Source organism: Micromonospora sp. NPDC049048 (genome assembly GCF_043197615.1).
Classification (GTDB): Bacteria; Actinomycetota; Actinomycetes; order Mycobacteriales; family Micromonosporaceae; genus Micromonospora.
In genome coordinates this window covers 1-23,807 of the sequence record NZ_JBICTM010000012.1, presented here as the reverse complement: position 1 = coordinate 23,807, position 23,807 = coordinate 1, and the positions used below count along the sequence as shown (strand labels likewise).

Here is a 23,807-nt window from a genome sequence, read left to right as displayed (position 1 = left end):
TCGGACGGGGCGGCCCCGCGGTCGTCGGAGCACCGGCGTCACGACCGCGTCGGCATCCACCGGTGGGACGCCGTCAGCCGCTGCCGAGGGGAGAACGACGGTGGGGAGGGACGCCGCGCGTCCCTCCCCACCGTCGTCGCGTCGGTCAGGACAGGAACTTGTCCAGGGCGGCCTCGATGCTGCCGGAGTCCGGCGAGGCGTACGACCGCATGGTGGTCTTGTTGTACGAGATGAAGCTCGGGCAGCGCGCCGCCGGGGCGCTGATGGTGCCGCCGTCGCCGATCTTCTCGCCGGTCTTCGCGGCGTAGAAGGTCATGGTGTAGCGCGACGAGATGTAGTCGATGGTGACCTGCTTGTCGGAGCTGTCCTTGTACTGGCACTTCTTCGGCGCGCCCTCGCTGCCCTCCACGAACTTGAGGCAGCCGACCACCGACACGGTCGTGAAGTCGGCGCTCTTGGCGTAGTACGGCTTGTTCGAGGCGATCGACTTCGACGACCAGAAGGTCAGCCGGTCGGGGTTGTTCGAGAACGTGTACGCCTTGGCGCCGGACGGGCCGGTGTAGGGGGCGGCGTTCAGGATCTGGCCGCCGTCGCAGACGTTGGACAGGTCGCTGGAGTAGCGGGCGGTCACCGCGTTGTTGCTGGGCTCCTGCGTCTGCTGCTGGTCCGGGGTGGGGGAGGCGTCCGGGCCGGGGGTGCCGGTGGCGTCGGGGCCCGCGGTGGGGGCGGCACTCGTGACCGTGGTGGGCTCGTCGTCGTCACCGCTGACGAGGATGAGGCCGATGCCGGCACCGCAGATGGCGAGGACGAGGACCACCGCGCCGGCGACGAGCCCGATGATCAGACCCTTGTTCGACTTCTTCGGCGGCGGGAAGGGAGCACCGAACTGCGGCGCCTGCGCTGGCTGCCCGTAACCCGGGTATCCGCCCTGCTGCGGGGCCGGCGGTCCGCTCCAGGGGGTGACGTTCGGGTCCGGCTGCTGCCCTCCGTACGGAGGGTAACTGTCGCTCATGTGAAGCCCTTATCGATGTCGACGTGTGCCCGGGCACGGGATCAACGATCAGGGTAGTGAGCGCCGCAAACCGTGATGGGGTGCGGCGGAGCCGGCGGAGACCGTCACTCGCTGGCGGGGGCGCCGCGCGTGACTCTGCGTGCGAGTTACGGATCGGTACGTATCGAGACGCCCGGTCGCCGGGGTGCTGCCGAGGGCGTGGATCCGGGCCGGCGAAAGGGAATTCCGTTGTGTGGCAGCGGGGTTTCGGCCGGATCGGCCGCCGGTTGCGGGCGTGTGATGAGGATCACCAAACTGAGGGGCGAGATGTGGGCGACACCGAGCTATGGGACGCCGCTCCTCCTCGTCGGGCCGGGCCTGTCGTCTCCGTCGCCGGTCGGCCCGGAAGCCTGCGTAACTTCCGGGCCGACCGCGCCGGTCCGGCCGGTGGCTCCCGCGTCAGGGATTCGTGCAGCTCGCCGGCCCGGCCGGTGGCTTCCGCGTCAGGGGGTCGTGCAGCTCGCCGGTCCGGCGGCGGTGCCGCCCGAGGTGCTGGCGAGGAAGCCGAAGGTGGCCTGCGCGCCCGGGGCGAGGGCGCCGTTCCAGTCGACGTTGCGGGCGGTGACCTCGGCCCCGCTCTGCGACAGCTGGGCGTTCCAGGACTGGGTGACCCGCTGCCCGTCGGCGAAGGCGAAGCGGGCGGTCCAGCCGGAGAGCGGCGCGGCGCCGGAGTTGCGTACCGTCACCTCGCCCTGGAAGCCGCCCTGCCACTGGCCCACCACGCGGTAGCTCGCGGTGCATCCGGCGGCGGGAGCGGTCGGCGTGGCCGTCGGGCCGCCGGTCGGCGTGAGCGTCGGGGTGGCGGTCGGCGTCGGGGTGACGCCGCCCAGCGCCGCGGTCAGGGCCGGGTACCACCGGTCGGCCATCTTCCGGTCGCCGGAGGCGTTCGGGTGCACGCCGTCGTAGGTGTCGGTGGCCGTGTCGAACCCGGTCCACTGGTCGACCACCACCACCGGCGAGCCCGGGGTGGTGGTCGCCGCCGCCCATCCGTCGATCGCGGCGTTGAGGGCCGTCACCCGTTGGCCGCACTCGGGGCACGTGGGCGGCGCCATGGGAATGATCTTCGCGACGAGGACCTTCGTCGCCGGGTTGGCGGCGCGCATCTGCTCCACCAACCGGCCGTACGCGGCGAGGATCGTGGCGGGCGCGATGTTGCTCCACACGTCGTTGGTGCCGAAGTGCATGAGGACGATGTCGGGTCGGGTGGCGGCGAGCCACCCCGGCAGCAGGTTCTGGTTGGCCACGTTGGTCACCAGGTAGCCGCCGTGGCCCTCGTTGTCGCCGTCGTAGGGCTCGCCGCATCCCTGCGGGCCGAGCGTGCCGACGAAGTCGACGTCGGTGTACCCGGTGGACTGGAGGCGGTTCCAGAGCGCGGCGCGCCAGCAGCCGGGCGAGCCGGTGATCGAGTCGCCCAGCGGCATCACCCGCACCGGCGCGGCGGCCGACGGCAGGGCGGGGGAGGGGGCGGTGAGCCCGGCGGCGAGGGCGAGGGGGATCGCCGCCAGGGCGGCGAGCAGGGCGTGGAGCAGGGGCCTTCGGAGCATGGTGGAGGAACTCCTGTCGCAGGTCGAGACGGATGTGTGACGGCCCGGTGCTCCCTCCGCAGTCAACCAGGAAAGTAGACGCTTCTCAATGGAATCCTTACTCACGCAAGGTATTCACGAATACTTTTCTCAACATCGTCCTCATATCGTGAACATCAACAAGATTTACGATCATGAATGTGCTGGCTAAGGTTTTGGTCAACGTCCAGACCGCCTGTCGGGTGTGCCACAAGCCGCCCGCGGGCCACCACAGTAGGAGGACCGGGGTATGACATTCCCCCGCACTCATCGGCGTGCCCTCGCCGCTGCGGCCAGCGTGTTCGCCAGCGCCGCCATGGTCACCACCATGATCGGCGCACCGGCGGCGGCCGCGGCCACCGGTGAGATCCGCGGTGCCGGTGGCGCGACCGCCGTGGCCGACAGCTACATCGTGGTACTCAAGGACACCAGCGTCGGGGGCCGCGCCGGCACCCGCCAGGGCGAGGTGAAGAGCACCGCCGGCTCGCTCGCCGCGCGCTTCGGCGGCAGTGTCGGGCACGTCTACGGTGACGCGCTCAACGGCTTCGAGGTGAAGCTGTCCGAGCGGGCCGCCAAGCGCCTCGCCGCGCACCCCGACGTCGCCTACGTCGAGCAGAACCACACCGTGTCGCTGGCGGCCACGCAGAACAACCCGCCGTGGGGCCTGGACCGCATCGACCAGCGGGCCCTGCCGCTCAGCCGCACCTACACCTACAACAGCAGCGGCACCGGCGTGACGGCGTACATCATCGACACCGGCATCCTGACCAGCCACAACGACTTCAACGGCCAGGCCGTCGACGGCTACGACGCGATCGACAACGCGCTGCCGGCCGCCGACTGCAACGGCCACGGCACGCACGTCGCGGGCACCGTCGGCGGCGACACCTACGGTGTGGCCAAGAACGTCCGGCTGGTGGCCGTCCGGGTGCTGAACTGCTCGGGCAGTGGTACCTGGGCGCAGGTCATCGCCGGCATCAACTGGGTCACCTCGAACCACCAGGCCGGTCAGCCGGCGGTGGCGAACATGAGCCTCGGCGGCTCCACCAACACGTCCCTGAACACCGCGGTCGCGAACTCGATCGCCGACGGCATCACCTACGCGGTGGCCTCCGGCAACTCGAACGCCAACGCCTGCAACTTCTCGCCGGCCTCGGTGCCGACCGCGCTGACCGTCAACGCCTCGCAGAGCAACGACGCGCGCGCCTCGTTCTCCAACTGGGGCACCTGCACCGACCTGTTCGCTCCGGGCGTGAGCGTCCTGTCGGCCTGGTACACCAGCAACACGGCCACGAACACCATCAGCGGCACCTCGATGGCCTCGCCGCACGTCGCCGGCGCGGCAGCCCGGGTGCTCAGTGTCAACCCGAGCTGGACGCCCGCGCAGGTGCACTCGTACCTGGTCAGCCAGGCCACCACGAACGTGATCACCAGCCCCGGCACCGGTTCGCCGAACCGCCTGCTCTACCTGGCTCCCACCTTCTGACCGACACCGTCGGCACACCGGCCCCGGGGCGTCCGCGTCCCGGGGCCGGCGTGTGTGGAGGTCGACGTACGTCCATGTTGCGAATGGCGGGCCGGCCCGCCTAGGCTGCGTCATGGGAGCGCTCCCGGCCCCGTGGGCAGGGTGTGCCGCGGGCCTCCCGGCTGGCGCTCCCGTCCGTCGGGCCGCCGGCGTACGAGCTGCGCACCCGTCCGGGCGGACGTGGCGTCCCGCCGCCCCCGCGCTGCCGCACTCCCACCACCCATCGGAAGCGAAGGCACCCGCATGAAGTTCCTACCGCGCCCGTCCCGGCGCACCCTGCTCATGGCCGGCGCCCTCGGCGCGCTGACCGTCGCGGCCTCGGCCGCCGTACCGGCCGCCGACGCCCAGGCCGCCACCGGCTGCGCCGTCACCTACACCACCAACAGCTGGGCCGGTGGCTTCACCGCCAACATCACGATCAGGAACCTGGGCGACGCGGTCGACGGGTGGACACTCGGCTTCGCCTTCCCCGACGCCGGCCAGCGCGTCGGCCAGGGCTGGTCGGCGACCTGGAGCCAGACCGGCGCCGCCGTCACCGCGCGCAACGTGAGCTGGAACGGCGCGCTGGCGTCCGGCGCGTCGACCAGCATCGGGTTCAACGGCACCTGGAGTGGCGCCAACCCGGCGCCGACGACGTTCACCCTGAACGGCACCGCCTGCACCGGCGCGACCACGCCGACCACGCCGCCGCCCACGACCCCGCCGCCGACCATGCCACCGCCGACCACGCCGCCGCCCACGACCCCGCCGCCCGACGGTCAGACCCCGGTCGCGATCAACGGACAGCTGCGGGTGTGCGGGGTCAACCTGTGCAACCAGTACGGCCGGCCGATCCAACTGCGGGGCATGAGCAGCCACGGCATCCAGTGGTTCGCCCACTGCCTCAACGACGCCTCGCTCGACGCGCTCGCCGACGACTGGCGGGCCGACCTGCTGCGGATCGCCATGTACGTGCAGGAGGACGGCTACGAGACCGACCCGCCCGGGTTCACCAACCGGGTCAACACCCTGGTCGACGAGGCCGAGCAGCGCGGCATGTACGCGTTGATCGACTTCCACACCCTGACGCCGGGCGACCCGATGTACAACCTCGACCGGGCCAAGACGTTCTTCGCCGCCGTCTCGGCCCGCAACGCCGCCAAGAAGAACGTCGTCTACGAGATCGCCAACGAGCCCAACGGCGTCAGCTGGGCGACCATCAAGAGCTACGCCGAGCAGGTCATCCCGGTCATCCGCGCCAACGACCCCGACGCGGTCGTCGTGGTCGGCACCCGGGGCTGGTCCTCGCTGGGCGTCTCCGACGGCTCGAACGCCAACGAGGTCATCAACAACCCGGTGAACGCGACGAACGTCATGTACACGTTCCACTTCTACGCCGCGTCCCACCGGGACAACTACCGCGCCGAGGTGGAGCGGGCCGCCGCCCGGCTGCCGCTGTTCGTCACCGAGTTCGGCACGGTGGACTACACCGGTGACGGCGGGGTCGACGTCGCCAGCAGCAACGCCTGGATCGACCTGCTGGACCGGCTGAAGATCAGCTACGCGAACTGGACCTACTCGGACAAGGCCGAGGGCAGCGCCGCGCTGCGGCCGGGCACCTGCGCCGGCAGCACGTACACCGGCCCGGACGTGCTCACCCAGTCGGGCGCCCTCCTGCGCGAGCGCATCCGTACGCCGGACAACTTCCCCACGTCCTGACCGACCCGCTCCCGCGAGGCCCCGTCGCATCCGGCGGGGCCTCGCGCGTCGCTCCGGTGCGATCCGGGCCGTCCACTCAGGCCGGTGCGGCGTGCTCCGACTCGCGCCGTTCCCGGGTCAGTTCCCGCCAGTCGGTGACCACCGGAACCAGTTCGCCGCCGGCCCACAGGGGCAGTTGGTCGTCGAAGTGCGGGTCGCCGGGTCGCCCGGACGCGCCGAAGGGGACGATCCAGCGGCTCCGCGCGCGGTCGGTCAGGTCCCACACGTAGCGGGCCACCGGGCCCCGCCAGCAGGCGTCGGACACGCCGGGCACGCTCGACGTGGCGAGCACGCAGTCGCCGTCGCCGGCCAGCGTGACCCGCTCGCGCATGGCCCGTACCGCCTCGTCGACGGCCGGCGCCACGCCGAGGTGGACGGGGTGCAGTACGTGGCGCCGGCCCCACGGCCCGGGCGGGTCGCCCGCCGCGACATCCTCGAGCGCGCCGGCCGCCACCGGGCCGATCTCACCGCCCAGGCGGTGCAGCCCGGTGGCCACCCCGTCGAGGGCGTGCCCGATGCGCGACAGCGGGTCGGTCCACGGCGCGAAGAGGCCGTCGAACGCGCCGGGGGTCTCGTGCAGGGGGCGCAGGCACGGGTGGTCGTACAGCCGGCGGGCCAGCGCCGCGCGCCACGCGGCCCAGGCGCCGGCGTCGGTGCTCTCGGCCCCCATCCGGCCGTCCCACGTGGTCAGCCGGTCCCGCAGGCGCCGCGCCGGCTCGCTGAGGCCGCCGGGGTCGAGCCGGTCGAGCACGCCGCGCAGCGCCCCGGTCTCCAGCCGGGTGTCCATGTGTACGGCCTCCGCCCGGACCCCGTCGGCGAGCAGGGCACGGATGCGGCGGGCCCGGTGCGGCGGGGCGAAACCGCTGCCCAGGTCCGCCACGTCGGGGCGGCGGTCGTTGGCGCAGACGGCGAACCCGTCGACGGTGCTGCGGCGCGGCTCGGCGTAGCCGCCGTGCCAGTGGTACCGCGGATCCGCGCCGGGCACCGGCTCCCGGCGGCACCGCTCGTCGCGCAGCGGGACGAGCCCGGCGACCAGTTGGTGGACGGTGCCGTGCCGGTCGGCGACGAGGACGCTGTTGACCGGCTCGACCCAGTCGCGCAGGGCGTTGGCGACGTCGTCGGCGCTGCGGGCCCGCAGCAGCGGCAGCAGCGCGTTGAAGCCCAGGCGCTGCTCGACCCGGCTGGGCACGCGCAGGCTGATCGCCTCGCCGGTGCCCCGGTCGTGGTCGACGACGGGCCCGCGTGGCGTCTCGATCACTTCGACGGACCGGGGTTCGCCGCCGCGGACCTCGATCCGCTCGACGTGCCGGTGCGCCGGCACCCAGCCGTCCGCCTCGCGGACCAGGACGCGTTCGCCGTCGTGGCGCAACTCTTCGCGGTAGAGGTCCTGGTAGTCGGCCATGGCGTTGGTGACGGCCCAGGCGACGTCGCCGGCGTGCCCGAAGTGGGGGAGGCCGGGGACGCCGGGGAAGGCGAAGCCGAACACGTCGAACTCGGGGCAGGCGAGGCGCACCTGCTGGTAGATGCCGGGCAGTTCGAGGACGCGGTGCGGGTCGCCGGCGACGAGCGGCGCCCGTTCGGTGCCGGGGTCACCGGGCACGGCCCACGCGTTGCTGCCCGATCCGCCGGGGCCCTCGACGGCGAACAGGTCGACCGCCGACGGGCCGAGGGTGGCGGCGACGTGGGCGTGCCACAGCTTGGTGGGGAAGGTGGAGAAGAGGATGTGCTGGACGAGGAAGACACCCAGCGGGGACCACGGCCGCCACCGGCCCGGGACGCAGCCGACCGCCGCGAACTCGGGTGCCGCGGCGGCGCCCTCGGCCAGCCCCTCGTTCACCCCGTCGACGTACGCCGTCACCCACCGTCGGGTGGCGGGGGCGAGCCGCTCGAAGCAGCGCCGGGCGGTGTCGTCGAGGCGGGCCCGGCGGGCGAAGACGTCCCAGCCCAGTTCGGCCGGGCCGACGTGCTCGGCGAGCCGACCCTCCGAACGCCACCGTTCCACTTCGATCTGCCAGGTCCGGTCGACGGCCGCGACCCGCCCCTGCAACCGGGCGAGCCCGTCGGCGCTGTCGGCGCGCAGGTGTGGGATTCCCCACCGGTCACGATAGACGCCGGTCATCGTCGTGCCTCGCGAATGGGCGGTCGCGCCACCTGCCACAGGAATGTCAACTTAGGCTACCCTCCCCTAACCGGGGCCGACCTTACCTGGCGGGTGCGTGCAGCGGAACCGGGCGGCCCTGGTGCTCAGGGCGACGGGCGCCCGGGCGCCGACGAGGCGTCGAGTTGAGTGATATCGCTCAATGTGGGGAGCGATATTGACACGAGCTTAGGTTAGGGTAACCTAAGCTCGCTCGATCACCGACTGCGGGCGGCTGGTGACATCCCGCCATCCTGCCCCGTCCGTCCATTCCCGACCGCTGAGGACCCGCATGAGCCTGCCCGGACCCACCGTCCAGGTGCCTTCGACCGGAGTGACCCCCGGGTCGGAGGGTGCCCGCGCCCACCTGTTCACCGCCGGCACGGTCGAGGAGTACCGGCGGGTGCTGACCGAGGGGATCGGCCGGGTGGCGGCCCGGGTGGCCGAGGTGGACCGGCCGTTCACCGGCGTGACACCGGACGAGCTGGCCCCGCGGATCGCCGGCATCGACCTGGACCGGCCACTGGGCGACAGCGGCGCCGCCCTCGACGAACTGCACGACGTCTACCTGCGTGACGCCGTCTACTTCCACCACCCCCGCTACCTGGCGCACCTCAACTGCCCGGTGGTGATCCCCGCGCTGCTCGGGGAGGCGGTGCTCAGCGCCGTCAACTCCTCGCTGGACACCTGGGACCAGAGCGCCGGCGGCACCCTGATCGAACGCCGGCTCGTCGACTGGACCACCGACCGGATCGGCCTCGGCCCGGCTGCCGACGGCATCTTCACCAGCGGCGGCACCCAGTCCAACCTCCAGGCGATGCTGCTGGCCCGCGAGGAGACCTGCGCGAACCTCGTCGGCCGGGCCACCGAGCGGCAGTCCCGCCCGGAGCTGCTGTCCCGGCTGCGCATCATCACCTCGGCGGCCGGGCACTTCAGCGTGCAGAAGGCCGCCAAGATGCTCGGCCTCGGCGCCGAGGCCGTCCTCACCGTGCCCACCGACGCCGACCGGCGGATGCGTACGGCCGACCTGGCCCGGGAGATCGCCCGGTGCCGGGAGGAGGAGCTGGTGGTGATGGCCGTCGTCGCCACCGGCGGCACCACCGACTTCGGCACCATCGACCCGCTGCCGCAGATCGCCGACATCTGCGCCGCCGCCGGCGTGTGGCTGCACGTCGACGCCGCGTACGGCTGCGGGCTGCTGGTGTCGCCGACCCGGCGGCACCTGCTCGACGGCATCGAGCGGGCCGACTCGGTCACCGTCGACTACCACAAGTCGTTCTTCCAGCCGGTCAGCTCCAGCGCGCTGCTGGTACGCGACCGGCGTGTGCTGCGGCACGCCACCTGGCACGCCGACTACCTCAACCCGGCCCGGATGGTCGAGCAGCGCATCCCCAACCAGGTCGACAAGAGCATCCAGACCACCCGCCGCTTCGACGCCCTCAAGCTCTGGCTGACCCTGCGGATCATGGGGCCGGACGCGATCGGCGAGCTCTTCGACGAGGTGGTCGACCGCGCCGCCGCCGCGTGGCAGTTGCTCACCGAGGACCCCCGCTTCGAGGTGGTGACCCGCTCGCAACTGAGCACCGTGGTCTTCCGCTACCTGCCGGCCGCCGCCGGACGGGAGGTCGTCGACGACGCCAACCTGTACGCCCGCGAGGCGCTGGCGGCCTCCGGCGCCGGCCTCGTCGCCGGCACCAAGGTCGACGGCGCGCACTACCTCAAGATCACCCTGCTCAACCCCGAGACCACGCTGGACGACATCGCCCACGTCCTCGACCTCGTCGCCGAACACGCCGGCTGGTACGCGCAGACCAGGGCCACCGTCGAGCTGTCCTGCCCCGTCGGCTGACGATCCCCATCCCGCATCGGAGAACCACATGTCGACCCACGACTTCATCGCCGTCGGGCTGGGCCCGTACAACCTGGGCCTGGCCTGCCTGACCGAGCCGATCGACGACCTCGACGGCATCTTCCTGGAGGCGCGGGAGAGCATCAGCTGGCACCCCGGGATGCTGCTGGAGTCGACCCGGCTCCAGACGCCGTTCATCGCCGACCTCGTCACGCTCGCCGACCCGACCTCGCCGTACTCCTTCCTCAGCTACCTCAAGGAGTCCGGGCGGCTGTACCCGTTCTACATCCGGGAGAGCTTCTTCCCGCTGCGCAGCGAGTACGACGACTACTGTCGCTGGGCCGCCGGCAAGCTGAGCAGCGTCCGGTACGGACAGCAGGTCACCGCCGTCGAGTTCGACCCGGCCGACGAGCACTACACGGTGCGGGTCACGGTCACGGCCACGGGAGAATCGGTCACCTACCGGGCCCGGCACCTGGTGCTCGGCACCGGCACCCCGCCGTACGTGCCGGACGCCTGCGCGGGGCTCGGCGGCGACGTGATCCACAACTCGCGGTACCTGGAGCGGCGGGCGGCGCTGCGCGCGAAGCGGAGCATCACCGTGATCGGCAGCGGGCAGAGCGCGGCCGAGATCTACCACGACCTGCTCAGCGACATCGACACGTGCGGCTACCAGCTCAACTGGGTGACCCGCTCGCCCCGGTTCTTCCCCCTCGAATACACCAAGCTCACCCTGGAGATGACCTCGCCGGACTACGTGGACTACTTCCACGCCCTGCCGGAGCCCACCCGCTACCGGCTGGAGTCCGCGCAGAAGGGGCTGTTCAAGGGCATCAACGCCGACCTGATCAACGAGATCTACGACCTGCTCTACGCCAAGAGCCTCGCCGGTCCCGTACGCACCCGGCTGCTGACCAACACCGAGCTGACCACCGCCACCTACGACGAGCCGGGCGGCACGTACACGCTGGGCCTGCACCACGTCGAGCAGGGGCGCGACCTCACCCTGGACACCGAGGGGCTGGTGCTGGCCACCGGCTACCACTACCGCGTACCGGAGTTCCTGGAGCCGGTACGCGACCGGATCCGCTGGGACGCGCACGGGCGCTTCGACGTGGCCCGCAACTACAGCATCGACCACACCGGACGCGGCATCTTCCTACAGAACGCCGGCACCCACACGCACAGCGTCACCTCGCCCGACCTGGGCATGGGCCCGTACCGCAACTCGTGGATCATCCGGGAACTGCTCGGCCGCGAGCACTACCCGATCGAGAAGGGCATCGCCTTCCAGGAGTTCGGCGTGCCGGCCGGGGCCGCGTCGTGACCGAGATGGTCCACCGCCGGGTCGACGAGCGGCTCGGCGAGTTCACCCTGCGTACGCTCGACCCGGACGCCGACGCGCCGCTGCTGCACCGCTGGGTGACCCACCCGAAGGCGGCGTTCTGGCTCATGCAGGACGCCGACGTGACCCGGGTCGCCGAGGAGTACCGGCGGATCGCCGCGCACCCGCACCACGACGCGTTCATCGGCCTGCACGAGGGCCGCCCGGCCTTCCTCGCCGAGCGGTACGACCCCGCCCACGTCGAACTCGTCGGCCTGTACGACGCGGCCGACGGCGACGTCGGCATGCACTTCCTCTGCGCGCCCGCCGACGCGCCGGTGCACGGCTTCACCCTGGCGGTGATCACCACCGTGATGGCATGGCTCTTCGCCGACCCGGCCACCCGCCGGGTCGTCGTGGAGCCCGACGTGCGCAACACGGCGGTGCACGCGCTCAACGCGGCCGTCGGCTTCACCGTCGTCGGCCCGATCCGCAAGCCCGAGAAGGACGCGCTGCTCAGCGTCTGCACCCGTGACCAGTTCCACGCCGCAACCCGAGGAGACGTGCCCGCGTGAACCCGCTCGCATCCGTGGCCCACCTGACGCCCGCGAACTGGGCCCAGGCCAACCGGCTGCTGGTCCGCAAGGCGCTGGCCGAGTTCGCCCACGAGCGGCTCCTCGCGCCCGAGCCCGTGCCCGCCGACGAGCCCGTCCCCGCCGACCCGGCCACCGCCGCACGCCGGTACCAGGTGCGCGGCGACGACGGCGAGGTCGTCTACCGCTTCACCGCGAGCCTGCTGGCCCTCGACCACTGGCGGATCGACGCCGACAGCATCACCCGGCACCGTGGCGACACCGAGCTGCCGCTGGACGCGCTGGAGTTCTGCCTCGACCTGCGCGGCGCGCTCGGCCTCACCGACCAGATCCTCCCCGTCTACCTGGAGGAGATCAGCTCCACCCTGGCCAGCACCGCGTACAAGCTCGACAAGCCGGCGGTCAGCGCCGCCGACCTCGCCGAGGCGGACTTCCAGGCCATCGAGACCCAGATGACCGAGGGCCACCCCGGCTTCGTCGCCAACAACGGCCGCATCGGCTTCGGCATCCACGAATACCACGCGTACGCCCCGGAGGCCGGCAACCCGGTGCGGCTGATCTGGCTGGCCGCCCACCGCGACCGGACGACCTTCACCTGCGCCGCCGACCTCGACTACGACACGCTGATCCGCGCGGAACTCGGCGACGACACCCTCGCCGGGTTCGCGGACACCCTCACCGGGCTCGGCCTCGACCCGGCCGACTACCTGCTCGTCCCGGTGCACCCGTGGCAGTGGTGGAACAAGATCTCCGTCACCTTCGCCGCCGAGGTGGCGCAGCGCCGGCTCGTCTGCCTCGGCCCCGGCCCCGACGAGTACCTCGCCCAGCAGTCCATCCGCACCTTCTTCAACGTCACCGACCCGTCCCGGCACTACGTCAAGACGGCGATGTCCGTGCTGAACATGGGCTTCATGCGAGGGCTGTCGGCCGCGTACATGGAGGCCACCCCGGCCATCAACGACTGGCTCGCCGACCTCATCGACGGCGACGAGGTCCTCAAGGGCACCGGCCTGACGATCATCCGGGAGCGGGCCGCCGTCGGGTACCGGCACCTGGAGTACGAGGCGGCCACCGACCGGTACTCCCCGTACCGCAAGATGCTGGCGGCCCTGTGGCGGGAGAGCCCGGTGCCCACCCTGGCGCCGGGCCGGCGGCTGGCCACCATGGCGTCCCTGCTGCACACCGACCGCGACGGCCGCTCGTTCGCCGCCGCGCTGATCGCCCGCTCGGGGCTGGCGCCGCAGGTGTGGCTGCGCCGCTACCTCGACGCCTACCTCACCCCGCTGCTGCACAGCTTCTACGCCCACGACCTGGCCTTCATGCCGCACGGCGAGAACGTCATCCTCGTCCTGGACGGCGCAACGGTCGAACGGGCGATCTTCAAGGACATCGCCGAGGAGATCGTGGTCATGGACCCCGACGCCGACCTGCCCCCGCCGGTCCGGCGGGTCCGGGCCGACGTGCCGGAGGACATGAAGCTGCTGTCCATCTTCACCGACGTCTTCGACTGCTTCCTGCGCTACCTCAGCGCCATCCTGGTCACCGAGGACGTGCTGGACGAGGAGACCTTCTGGCGGACGGTCGCCGAGTGCGCGATCGACTACGCCGACAGCGTCCCGCACCTCGCCGAGCGGTTGCGACGCTACGACCTGTTCGCCCCGGAGTTCGCGCTGTCCTGCCTGAACCGGCTCCAGCTGCGTAACAACCAGCAGATGGTCGACCTGGCCGACCCCTCGGCCGCCCTGCAACTGGTCGGCAACCTGACCAACCCCATCGCCCGCTTCGCCCCGGCCGCGCGATGACGGCCACGTCGCTCGCGCCGGCCGCCGGGGCACCGGCCGACGGCGGGGACGGCCGGGTACGCGGCCGGTGGCTGATCCTCGTCGTACTCTGCCTCGCCCAGGTCACCGTGGTGCTCGACAACACGGTGCTGACCGTGGCGATCCCCGTGCTCACGACCGAACTGGCCGCCAGCACCGCCGACGTGCAGTGGATGATCAACGCGTACGCGCTGGTGCAGTGCGGGCTGCTGCTCACCGCGGGCAGCGCCGCCGACCGGTACGGCCGCCGCCGGATGCTGCTGGCCGGGCTCGTGCTGTTCGGGCTCGGCTCGCTGGCCGCCGGGCTCGCCCAGTCCAGCGGGCAGCTGATCGCGGCCCGCGCCGGCATGGGCGTCGGCGGCGCGCTGCTGGTCACCGCCACCCTCGCGGTGGCGATGCAGGTCTTCGACGGCGCCGAGCGGACCCGGGCGATCGGCCTCTGGGCGGCGGCGAGCGCCCTGGGGTTCGCGGCCGGGCCGCCCTTCGGTGGGCTCATCCTCGCCCACCTGCCGTGGGGGGCGATCTTCCTGGTCAACGTCCCGATCGTGCTGGTCTGCCTGGTGGCGGCGTGGGCGCTGGTGCCCGAGTGGCGCCAGCCGTCCGGCAGCCGCCTCGACCTGGGCGGGGTGCTGCTCTCCACGACCGGCCTGACCGGGGTCGTCTACGCGATCATCGCCGGGCCGGAGCAGGGCTGGACCGCCGCCCCGGTGCTCGGCACGGCGGTCGCCGGGGTGCTCCTGCTCGCCGCCTTCGTGGCCTGGGAGCGGCGGGTCGCCGATCCCATGCTGGACATGCACTTCTTCCGCAATCCGCGCTTCGTGGGCGCGGTCTCCGGGGTCGTCCTGATCACCTTCGGGGCCACCGGCGCGCTGTTCCTGCTGACCCAGCACCTGCAGTTCGTCCGCGGCTACCCGGCCTGGGAGGCGGGGCTGCGGATGATGCCGTTCGCGCTCTCCATCGTCGTGCTGAACCTGGGCGGGATCGCCGCGCGGGTGATCCGCCGGCTCGGGCTGGCGTGGTCGATCGCCCTCGGCATGACGCTGCTCGCCGGTGGTCTCGCCCTGATCACCCACGCCCCGTCGGACAGCTACGGGGTACTGCTGCCGGGCCTACTGATCATGGGCGCCGGCTGCGCCGTGGCCAACCCGGCCATCGTCGAGGCCGTGCTGAGCGCGATCCCGCCGGAGAAGGCCGGGGCCGGCGCGGGGGTGGACGGCACCATGACGGAGGTCGGCAGCAGCCTCGGCATCGCCGTGCTCGGTGCCATCCTCAACGCCCGGTTCGCGGCCCTGCTGCCGGCCGCCGTGGCCGGCGCCGGGTCCTTCCCCGCCGCGCTGGCCGCCGCGCGGAGCGAGCCGGAGCGCGCGGCGGTCGCCGCCGCGTTCCGCTCCGCACTGGAGACCGGTCAGACGGTCGGCGCCGTGGCCGTCTTCGCGGGTGGCTGCGTCGCCGCCGCGCTGCTGCTGCGGGCCGAGCGGGCCGGCTGACGCCGGCCCGCTGGCGGTTCCGCTCCGGCGCACTGACGCCTGACGCTGCCGCACTGCGGCACTGCCGCACTGCGTGCCGGCGTCAGGGCCGGCGCAGCGTCCGCAGCGCGCCGGCCCAGGCGACCACCTCGTCGAGCATGGTTCCGACGGCCTGCTCGTGGTGCGCCGCGGGCCGGAAGTCGCGGAAGTTGACGAAGTCGGTCGTCAGGGAGAGCGCGACCTGGGACCGGACGTCGGCCACACCGAGCTGCCCGAGCACCAGCCGCAGGTGCTCCGCCGCCCGGGTGCCGCCGTGCACGCCGTAGCTGACGAAGCCGGCGGCGGCGTGCTGCCACTCCTGGTACAGGAAGTCGACGGCGTCCTTCAGCGCGCCCGGGATGGAGTGGTTGTACTCCGGGGTGACGAAGACGAAGCCGTCGCACCGGGCGACCGTCGTCGCCCAGCGGCGTACGGCGGGGCGCCTCGACGGCGCCATCGAGGGCGGCAGCATCTCGTCGAAGTGCGGCAGGGCGTAGTCGGCGATGTCGACCAGCTCGACCGTGGCGTCGCCCCGCTTGGCGGCGATGTCGTGCACCCAGCGGGCCACGGCGTCGGCCTTGCGGCCGGGCCGCGTGCTGCCGACGATGACGCCGATCCTGACCATGCTGATCTCCTCTACGAGGTGGGGGTGGGACGCGCGGGGGCCGGCGGGCCCGTCAGGTCACGGGCCAGCTCCACCGCGCCGTGCAGGGACGACAAGGCGCCGAGGGCGGCGGGGCGCACCGGTGGCGCCGGCCGCCCGGGCCGGCCGGCGGAGCGGGCCCGCTCCGCGACGAGCGGCACGAAGCCGGGCAGGCCGGCGGCGAACCCGCCGCCCACGATGGCCAGCGCGGGATCCAGCAGCTCGCCGAGGCTCACCACCGCCGCCGCCAGCGCCCGGCAACTCGCGTCGACCGCCGCCACCGCCCAGGGCTCGCGCCCGTCCAGCCCCGCCCGCAGGTCGTCGAAGCTCACCTCGCCGCCACGTCCGGCACCGGCCCGGCGCAGGGTGGCGGGCCCGGACGCGATCGACTGGAGACAGCCGTGCCGGCCGCAGTCGCAGCGCTCGCCGTCGAGGGCGACGACCACGTGACCGATCTCGGCGGACGAACGGCCGGGCACCGACCGTCCGGCCAGCACCACGCCGCCGCCGATCCCGGTGCCGACGCCCAGGTAGACCACGTCGTCCGCGCCGGCGCGCCGGGCCTCGGCGAGCGCGGCGAGATCACCGTCGTCGGCGACGGCGGTCGCCGCGTCGGGAAAGAGGCGGCGCAGCGCGCCGGTGAGGTCGAGCCCCACCCAGCCGGGCCGCCCGGGCCAGGTGGTGACGGTGCCCGTCGGGTCCGTGGTCGCCGGCATCGCCACCCCGACCGCGTCCACCGGTCCCCACCCGTCGCGCAGCCGGTCCACCTCGGCGGCCAGCACCGCCAGGTCGGCGGCCGGGTCGGCGCCGTGGGGCCAGCGGAAGGTCCGGTCGTACGCCGGCCGTCCGGGCGCCTCCGCGCGTAGGGCGACCTTGGTGCCACCGACGTCGACGCCCAGTACGCCGCCGCGGCGCTGCGGACCGGACACGCCCGGCCTCAGCCCAGCCGCACGTGCAGGTAGACGAGCGCCAGGGCGGCCACCGCGAAGATCACCGGCGTCAGGGTCATCGCGGCCGGGTCCTTCGCCCGGGCGTGGTAGACGACCGCGCCCACCATCTGCAGGGCGAGACCGATCGCCGCCGCGACGCCCAGCGGCGGCCAGAGCAGGCCGAGCAGCAGCCCGGCGACCGCGGCGAGTTCCAGCACCCCCAGCACGCGGGTCAGCCCGGGCGAGATGCCGAGGTGGTCCATCCGCTCGCGCATCTGTGCCTGCCCGGTGAGCTTCGGCACGGCGGTGCCCACGAACACCGCGGCGAGGATGAGGGTCAGGACGAGAACGGGAATGTGCACGTGAGGTCCTTCGGGAAGAGTCGGGACGTGCGGACGACCGTACCGCTGACGTGGCGGCGCCGACGGCACCGGCGGGCGGGGTGTCCGGTCGTCATCGGACGGTCGCGACGAGGGCGCGGGCGGCCAGCCGGTAGCCCAGCGACCCCAGCCCGACGATGACGCCGCTGGCCAGCGGGGCGATCACCGAATCGTGCCGGAAGCTCTCCCGGGCCCAGACGTTCGACAGGTGCACCTCGACGAAGGGCCGGGGATAGTTGGCCAGCGCGTCGCGCAGGCTCCAGCCCGCAATCATGAGGGCGCCCGGGTTCACGATGGCGCCCACGGTGTCGTAGCTGTTCTGGATCGCGTGGATCAGCGCACCCTCGCAGTCGTGCTGCTCGGCCACCACGCCCCAGCCCCGGGCGGCGACCTCCTCGCCGACGGCGCGCTCGATGTCGGCCAGGGTGTCGGTGCCGTAGACCTCCGGTTCCCGCCGGCCGAGGATGCCCAGGTTCGGGCCGTTCAGCAGCAGCACGTCCGACACACTTCACCTCGCGGGGCACGGCCCTGTCCCGCAAGGCCCGATGATCTGGTCCACCGCAGTCTTACTACGCCCACGGCCCCGGGCGAACCGGCGGCGGCCGTGACGCGGGCGGACTAAGGGGTGGCTAGGGGCTGTTAGGGGCGGTGACCGCGCATCCGCTTCGGTTACCGTCCTCCCTGCTGAAGCGACGCCGCCGGCTCCAACGGAAGCGTCTCCTACCGCGAACCGGCCATCCGGCGCCCCGATGGGCCGGACCGCGTACCGGCGGTTTCGGGTCGTCCCGCCCGATGGTCCGGCGAAGCCCCTGGTCTGCCCGAGTTGGGAAGTGGGAAGTCATGAGTGGTCAGCCCTCGACGGTGTCGGAGTTCCCCGAGTGGCCGCAGTACGGCGACGAGGAGCGGACCGGACTGATCCGCGCGCTCGAACAGGGCCAGTGGTGGCGGATGGGCGGCAGCGAGGTCGACTCCTTCGAACAGGAGTTCGGTGACTACCACGGCAGCCCGCACGCGCTTGCCGTCACCAACGGCACCCACGCCCTCGAGGTCGCGCTGGAGGTGCTCGGCGTCGGACCGGGTACGGAGGTGATCGTCCCGGCCTTCACGTTCATCTCGTCCTCGCTGGCCGCCCAGCGCCTCGGCGCGGTCGCCGTGCCGGTCGACGTCGACCTGGACACCTACTGCATCGACCCGGCCGCCGTCGAGGCCGCGATCACCCCCCGTACCAAGGTGATCATGCCGGTGCACATGGCCGGGCAGTTCGCCGACATGGACGCGCTCGACAAGCTCGCCGCCGACGCCGGCGTGGCGCTGCTGCAGGACGCGGCGCACGCCCACGGCGCGCAGTGGCAGGGCAAGCGGGCCGGGGCGCTCGGCTCGGTGGCCGCCTTCAGCTTCCAGAACGGCAAGCTCATGACCGCCGGCGAGGGCGGGGCGGTCGTCTTCCCCGACGAGGAGCTGCGCGAGCGGGCGTTCCTCGTGCACAGCTGCGGCCGGCCCCGCACCGACCGGGACTACCTGCATGGCACCACCGGCTCGAACTACCGGATGGGCGAGTTCACCGCCGCCGTGCTGCGCGCCCAGCTGGCCCGCCTCGACGGGCAGATCGCGCTGCGCGAGCAGCGCTGGCCGCTGCTGTCGCGCCTGCTCGCCGAGATCCCCGGTGTCGTCCCGCAGACCACCGACCCGCGTACCGACCGCAACCCGCACTACATGGCGATGTTCCGCATCCCCGGGATCAGCATCGAGCGCCGCCGCGCCGTGGTGGACGCGCTCATCGCCCGCGGCGTTCCGGCGTTCGTGGCGTTCCGGGCGATCTACCGGTGCGAGGGCTTCTGGAAGGCCGGCGCGCCCGACGAGTCGGTCGAGGCGATCGCGGCCCGCTGCCCCAACGTCGAGCAGATCCACTCCGACTGCGTCTGGCTGCACCACCGCACCCTGCTCGGCACGGAGCAGCAGATGCACGAGATCGCCGCCGTGCTCGCCGACATCCTCGCCGGATGACGGCCCTGCCCCCGTCCGTCGCGTCCGACCGACCGGTGCGGGTCGCGGTGGTCGGCCTCGGCTGGGCCGGGCGGGAGATCTGGCTGCCCCGGCTCGCCGCGCACCCCGGCTTCGAGGTGGTCGCCGTGGTCGACCCGCAGCCCGGGGTCCGCGACCGGGCCCGCGACGCCCACCACGTCGCGTCCGCGTACGCCGACGTCGAGGACCTTCCGGCCGGGGCGGTCGACCTGGCGGTGGTCGCCGTACCGAACCACCTGCACGCCGCCGTCGCCGTCCGGCTGCTGCGCCGGGGCGTACCGGTGTTCCTGGAGAAGCCGGTCTGCCTGACCTCCGCCGAGGCGGGCATGCTGGCCGACGCGGAACGCGACGGCGACGCGGTGCTGCTGGCCGGCAGTGCCGCCCGCTACCGGGCCGACATCCGGGCGCTGGTCGACGTGGCCGGCGGGCTGGGCCCGATCCGGCACGTCGACGTGGCCTGGGTCCGCGCCCGGGGGGTGCCCGACGCGGGCGGCTGGTTCACCCGCCGCGACCTCTCCGGCGGGGGCGCGCTGGTGGACCTCGGCTGGCACCTGCTCGACACGGTGCTGCCGCTGCTCGGCCCGGCCCGCGTCACCCACGCCGTCGGCAGCGTCTCCGACGACTTCGTCAACGACAGCGCGGCCCACGCCGCCTGGCGCAGCGAGGCCGACACCGCCGGCCACGTTCCCGGCGACGTCGAGGACACCGCGCGGGGCTTCCTGGTCACCGCCGACGGGGCCTCGGTCGCCCTGCACGCCTGCTGGGCCTCGCACGAGTCGCTGGACCGCACCACCGTCACCGTGCACGGCGCGGCCGGATCGGCGACGCTGCGCTGCACGTTCGGCTTCAGCCCCAACCGGGAGCCGACGCCGGTGCTGACGCGTACCCGCGCCGGCGAGACCGTCCGGCTGCCGTTGGCCGAGGAGCCGATCGGCGCCGAGTACGACCGCCAGCTCGACGCCCTGCCAGGGCTGCTCGCCGACCCGGCGGCCCGGGGCGCGGCCGTCGCCGAGGCCCGTCGGACCATCGACATCATCGAACGGATCTACCAGTCCGCCCGGCCCACCAGGCCGGAGCGGCAGCACGCGCTGGCGGGTCGTCGCGACGGGTGAGATCCACCGTCGGCCCCAACCGCTTCCGGGAGCAGCCATGAGCCATCCATCATCCACCGTCGAGGTGACCCCGCCGTCGCCGGCGCGCGGCCCGATCCGCGCGGTCGTGTTCGACCTCGACGGCGTCATCGTCGACAGTTCGGCCGTCATGCGGGAGGCGTTCAGCATCGCGTACGCCGAGGTGGTGGGCGACGGGCCGGCGCCGTTCGAGGAGTACAACCGGCACATGGGCCGGTACTTCCCGGACATCATGCGCCTGATGGGGCTGCCGCTGGAGATGGAGGAGCCGTTCGTCCGCGAGAGCTACCGGATGGCCCACCTGGTGCCGCTCTTCCCCGGCGTACGCGAGACCCTGGAGACGCTGCACGCGCGGGGCATCCGGATGGCGGTCGCCACCGGCAAGGCCGGCCCCCGGGCCCGGTCCCTGCTCGACCAGCTCGGCGTGCTGGGCCTCTTCGGCCAGGTGATCGGCTCCGACGAGGTGGCCCGCCCCAAGCCCGCCCCGGACATCGTGCTCCAGGCGCTGGGCCACCTCGACGTGCCGCCGCACCAGGCCATGATGGTGGGCGACGCGGTGATCGACCTGCTCAGCGGTCGGGACGCCGGGGCGACCGCGGTCGCCACCACCTGGCACGGCGGGGACGTCGCCGCGCTGCTCGCCGCCGGCCCCGACCTGGTCGTGCACGCCCCGACGGAGCTCCTCGCGCACTGCCCGGCAGCCCTCGTCCACTGAGACCCGTTCATCCGTTCCCCGTCGTGACCGGAGCGGACCGGTCGTGCGCCGGGCCCGCCCCGCCTCGGGGCGTCGGGCTGGGACACCGTGTGGAGTCCCAGCCCGCCCGGGGTGTCCGGCGTGGCCGGTCGGGTCGGTTCAGCCGTTCTGGCTGACCGGCGCCGTACCCACCACGTAGTTGGTGCCGACCTCGACGCTGTTGGGGATCTCGCGGCTGGTCTGCGTGTCGCAGTTGACGATGTTCCAGTGCAGGTGCGGGCCGGTCACGTTGCCGGTCGCCCCGGAGGTGCCGATCCGCTGCCCCTGCGCCACGCGGTCACCGTTGTTGATGATCGTGGCACTCAGGTGGGCGTACTGGGAGCACCGGTTGTTGCCGTGGTCGACGAGCGCCATGATCCCACCGCCGCCCGCCCAGCCCTCGAAGCGGATGGTGCCCGCGGCGGACGCGAGGATCGGCACGCCCACCGGCATGCCGAAGTCGATGGCGTGCCGGTTGTAGGCGTCGTTGTGGGAGAAGCTGCTGCCCGCCGCCTGGGTGATCGGGTAGGCACGTCCGGCGGCGAACGGCAGCTTGAACTGGGCGGAGCTGCCGCAGAGCGGGACGACCGGGCCGTTCGAGCCGGTCTCCAGGAATCCGTCGGTGACCCACCCGCCGCCCGAGAGCTTGTTCCAGATGTTGGTGACGCCGGCGAATCCCTGGACGGAGTCCCCGCGCACGTGGCAGGTGATGGTGACGGTGTTGCCGTTGGGGATACTGCCGATCACCGCGCCGCTCAGCGCCGGGGCGTTGCGGATGTTCAGCGGGAGCCCGCTGGGTACGTACACCCTGACCTGGGCGGCGGCGTGTGCCGGCACCGCCGCCAGGGCCACGGTCAGACAGGAGACCAGGACAGCGATCAGGGTCTGCGTTGTGCGGCGCAGGGAACTCACCTCCGACTGGCCCGCCGGGGGCGGGCAATCGATCATCATCGACAGCGTGATGCTAGCCCCAGCGGGGCCGTCGCGATACACGCCGATGCGGTTCAGCCGGCCGGTCGGGACGGGACCGCCACCGCGTTCTCAGTGCGTCCCGGCGACGCTCTCGGGCCCGGCTTCCAGGAAGCGCAGCATGTCGGTGGCCAGGATCTCGGCGACGGGGGCGGGGACCAGGTCGGTACGGACGGTGACGCGCAGGAGGGTGCCCCTGTCGCCGGGCAGCACCTCGGCGACACAGGCGCCCGACCACTCCCGGGCGTACGGCTCGACGACCTCCTCGGTGCGGCAGCCGGGCAGCTCCAGCGGGAGGACGAGGTTGTCCTGGTACGCGAAGGAGGGCAGGCTGTTGGCCACCTCGCGGGACATGCCGAGGACCGGGTCGGTGGTCATCTCCAGGAAGGAGACGTCCTGGGCGGCCATCAGCCCGTCCGCCGTCTGCTGGACGGCCCGCAGCAGGTTCTGCTCCGGGCCGTCGAACCGGACCCGGAGGCAGTTGTTGCTGATCCTGCTCGTGAAGGTGGAGTCGAGGATCCGGCTGCCGCGCTGGGCGACGATCATCAGCATGGCGATGTCGTCCTGCTGGTGGATGGTGCGCAGCGCCGAGGCGTAGGCGGCGGCGAAGTAGGTGGAGCGGCTGAACCGCTGTTCGCGGGCGGCCCGGTCCCAGCGGTCCAGCACCTCGGGGGTGACGGCGACGATGTGCCCGGTCTTGGGGCCCCAGGTCGGGGTCTGCTCCAGCAGTTCCTGGGGCCGGCCCTCGCCCTGGCGGGTGAGTCCGCGCAACTGCTCGCGCCAGTACGCCCGCTGCGCGTCGAGGTCGGTGGCGTTGCGCAGGCGGGTGTGCTCGTCGAAGAACTGGCGCAGGGTGGGCGCGGGGCGGTCCCACACGGGTGCCTGGCCGGCCTGGCGCGCGGTGTAGGCGTGGCTGAGGTCGCGTACGAGCAGGGTGTGTGACCAGCCGTCGAAGGCGATGTGGTGGATGCCGATGCCGAACAGGATTCGTTTGGTGGTCTTGTTGCGGATGAGGGCGGCGCGCCAGTTGCGGCCCTGGGTGTAGTCGAGTGGTTGTTGGACGGCGTCGGCGAGTTGGTCGAGGGCGTCTTGTTCGGTGGTGGCGTCGGTGAGTAGGCGTAGCTGTGGCATGCCGGGGTTGGGCGGGATGATGGCGACGGGTGGGTCGGTGCGTCGGTAGCGGGCGTGGAGGGCCTCGTGGCGGCGGTGGACGTCGCCCATGGCGGCCATCAGGGCGCGTAGGTCCAGGTCGCCCTCGATCCACCAGGTGGTCGGACAGACCAGGTCGAAGGGGAGCCAGACGAACTTGCCGACCGCCAGGGTCAGCGGGACGGGGCCGGTCGCGGCGGGGCGGCCGGCGACGGGCGGTGCCTCTTCGGCGGCGGGGCGGCGGGGCGCGGTGGTGAGCCACCGGGCCAGGTCGTGCGGGGTGGGCGTGCGGTGGATCTGCGAGACGGGTACGACGACGTCGGCGGCCTCGTCGATGGCGGCGGCGACGGCGGCGGATTGCAGGGAGGTGCCGCCGAGGGCGAAGAAGCTGTCCCGGGTGCCGACGGGTTCGATGCCGAGTACGGCGGCGAACACGCCCGTGACCATTCGTTCCTCGTCGGTGGCGGCCTCGACGTAGGCCACGCCGAGGTCGGGGCGCTGCGAGCCCGGCTCCGGTAGTGCCTTTCGGTTGATCTTTCCGGTGCCGCCGGTGGGGAAGCGGTCGAGGATCATGATGACGGCGGGGACCATGTAGGGCGGGAGTATGGCGGCGGCGTGGTCGCGTAGCTCTGCGGTGGCGGGGGTGCGGCCGTGGCGTCCGGTGACGTAGCCGACGAGTCGGGCGATGCCTTGGTCTTCGCGGCGGGTGACGACGGCGGTGCCGACGTCGGGGTGTTGTTCGAGGGTGG

The 23,807-nt window shown here is 72.8% G+C and carries 19 protein-coding genes; 10 read left to right on the top strand and 9 right to left on the bottom strand.

Annotation, left to right across the window (positions count from 1 at the left end; translation table 11 throughout):
* Window positions 1-145: 145 nt before the first annotated feature.
* Window positions 146-1,012, bottom strand: a complete 867-nt coding sequence (locus ACGFIG_RS28940; RefSeq protein WP_393008239.1) for a hypothetical protein — start codon at window positions 1,010-1,012, stop codon at window positions 146-148.
* A 482-nt stretch (window positions 1,013-1,494) separates the two neighbouring features.
* On the bottom strand, window positions 1,495-2,595 hold the full coding sequence (locus ACGFIG_RS28935; protein WP_393008237.1) for a cellulose binding domain-containing protein: 1,101 nt from the start codon (window positions 2,593-2,595) through the stop codon (window positions 1,495-1,497).
* 268 nt (window positions 2,596-2,863) lie between these two features.
* Between ACGFIG_RS28935 and ACGFIG_RS28930 the strand changes: the two genes are divergently transcribed.
* The gene (locus ACGFIG_RS28930) at window positions 2,864-4,099 is read left to right on the top strand and encodes a S8 family peptidase (RefSeq protein WP_393008235.1); all 1,236 of its coding nucleotides are present in this window, start codon (window positions 2,864-2,866) and stop codon (window positions 4,097-4,099) included.
* 282 nt (window positions 4,100-4,381) lie between these two features.
* The gene (locus tag ACGFIG_RS28925; protein WP_393008233.1) at window positions 4,382-5,836 is read left to right on the top strand and encodes a cellulase family glycosylhydrolase; all 1,455 of its coding nucleotides are present in this window, start codon (window positions 4,382-4,384) and stop codon (window positions 5,834-5,836) included.
* A 76-nt stretch (window positions 5,837-5,912) separates the two neighbouring features.
* On the opposite strand, the gene ACGFIG_RS28920 is transcribed toward ACGFIG_RS28925, so the two are convergent.
* The gene (locus tag ACGFIG_RS28920) at window positions 5,913-7,994 is read right to left on the bottom strand and encodes a penicillin acylase family protein (protein WP_393008231.1); all 2,082 of its coding nucleotides are present in this window, start codon (window positions 7,992-7,994) and stop codon (window positions 5,913-5,915) included.
* Between the two features lie 310 nt (window positions 7,995-8,304).
* Between ACGFIG_RS28920 and ACGFIG_RS28915 the strand changes: the two genes are divergently transcribed.
* From ACGFIG_RS28915 to ACGFIG_RS28895, 5 genes are read left to right on the top strand one after another with little or no spacing between them, the layout of a single operon-like run.
* Window positions 8,305-9,861 (top strand): pyridoxal phosphate-dependent decarboxylase family protein, encoded by a 1,557-nt coding sequence (locus ACGFIG_RS28915; protein WP_393008229.1) that lies wholly within the window; start codon window positions 8,305-8,307, stop codon window positions 9,859-9,861.
* Window positions 9,862-9,889: 28 nt separating this feature from the next.
* The gene (locus ACGFIG_RS28910; RefSeq protein WP_393008227.1) at window positions 9,890-11,188 is read left to right on the top strand and encodes a lysine N(6)-hydroxylase/L-ornithine N(5)-oxygenase family protein; all 1,299 of its coding nucleotides are present in this window, start codon (window positions 9,890-9,892) and stop codon (window positions 11,186-11,188) included.
* 5 nt (window positions 11,189-11,193) lie between these two features.
* On the top strand, window positions 11,194-11,760 hold the full coding sequence (locus tag ACGFIG_RS28905) for a GNAT family N-acetyltransferase (RefSeq protein ID WP_393008417.1): 567 nt from the start codon (window positions 11,194-11,196) through the stop codon (window positions 11,758-11,760).
* On the top strand, window positions 11,757-13,580 hold the full coding sequence (locus ACGFIG_RS28900; RefSeq protein ID WP_393008225.1) for an IucA/IucC family protein: 1,824 nt from the start codon (window positions 11,757-11,759) through the stop codon (window positions 13,578-13,580). Before ACGFIG_RS28905 ends, ACGFIG_RS28900 begins: the two co-directional genes overlap by 4 nt.
* Window positions 13,577-15,085 (top strand): MFS transporter, encoded by a 1,509-nt coding sequence (locus ACGFIG_RS28895; protein WP_393008223.1) that lies wholly within the window; start codon window positions 13,577-13,579, stop codon window positions 15,083-15,085. The genes ACGFIG_RS28900 and ACGFIG_RS28895 overlap by 4 nt, the downstream gene beginning before the upstream one ends.
* 82 nt (window positions 15,086-15,167) lie before the next feature.
* Here ACGFIG_RS28895 and ACGFIG_RS28890 read toward each other — a convergent pair whose 3' ends face one another.
* From ACGFIG_RS28890 to ACGFIG_RS28875, 4 genes are all read right to left on the bottom strand, one after another.
* Window positions 15,168-15,728: an NADPH-dependent FMN reductase gene (locus ACGFIG_RS28890; RefSeq protein ID WP_393008221.1), complete on the bottom strand. Its 561-nt coding sequence runs from the start codon at window positions 15,726-15,728 to the stop codon at window positions 15,168-15,170.
* Window positions 15,729-15,739: 11 nt separating this feature from the next.
* Window positions 15,740-16,675: an ROK family protein gene (locus tag ACGFIG_RS28885; RefSeq protein ID WP_393008219.1), complete on the bottom strand. Its 936-nt coding sequence runs from the start codon at window positions 16,673-16,675 to the stop codon at window positions 15,740-15,742.
* Window positions 16,676-16,683: 8 nt separating this feature from the next.
* Entirely contained in the window at window positions 16,684-17,037 is a 354-nt protein-coding gene (locus ACGFIG_RS28880; protein ID WP_393008217.1) for a DoxX family protein, read from the bottom strand.
* Between the two features lie 91 nt (window positions 17,038-17,128).
* Window positions 17,129-17,560, bottom strand: coding sequence for a type II 3-dehydroquinate dehydratase (locus tag ACGFIG_RS28875; protein WP_393008215.1), 432 nt, complete (start codon window positions 17,558-17,560; stop codon window positions 17,129-17,131).
* A gap of 335 nt (window positions 17,561-17,895) precedes the next feature.
* Between ACGFIG_RS28875 and ACGFIG_RS28870 the strand changes: the two genes are divergently transcribed.
* From ACGFIG_RS28870 to ACGFIG_RS28860, 3 genes are read left to right on the top strand one after another with little or no spacing between them, the layout of a single operon-like run.
* Window positions 17,896-19,059: a DegT/DnrJ/EryC1/StrS family aminotransferase gene (locus ACGFIG_RS28870; RefSeq protein ID WP_393008213.1), complete on the top strand. Its 1,164-nt coding sequence runs from the start codon at window positions 17,896-17,898 to the stop codon at window positions 19,057-19,059.
* A complete protein-coding gene (locus tag ACGFIG_RS28865; protein ID WP_393008211.1) occupies window positions 19,056-20,189 on the top strand; it encodes a Gfo/Idh/MocA family protein in 1,134 nt (377 codons plus the stop codon). The genes ACGFIG_RS28870 and ACGFIG_RS28865 overlap by 4 nt, the downstream gene beginning before the upstream one ends.
* A gap of 37 nt (window positions 20,190-20,226) precedes the next feature.
* Window positions 20,227-20,922, top strand: coding sequence for an HAD-IA family hydrolase (locus tag ACGFIG_RS28860; protein ID WP_393008209.1), 696 nt, complete (start codon window positions 20,227-20,229; stop codon window positions 20,920-20,922).
* A 138-nt stretch (window positions 20,923-21,060) separates the two neighbouring features.
* On the opposite strand, the gene ACGFIG_RS28855 is transcribed toward ACGFIG_RS28860, so the two are convergent.
* Window positions 21,061-21,891 (bottom strand): peptidoglycan DD-metalloendopeptidase family protein, encoded by an 831-nt coding sequence (locus ACGFIG_RS28855; RefSeq protein ID WP_393008207.1) that lies wholly within the window; start codon window positions 21,889-21,891, stop codon window positions 21,061-21,063.
* A 90-nt stretch (window positions 21,892-21,981) separates the two neighbouring features.
* Window positions 21,982-23,807, bottom strand: a 1,826-nt coding sequence (locus tag ACGFIG_RS28850) for a condensation domain-containing protein (protein WP_393008205.1), incomplete at its 5' end; no start/stop codon positions are given.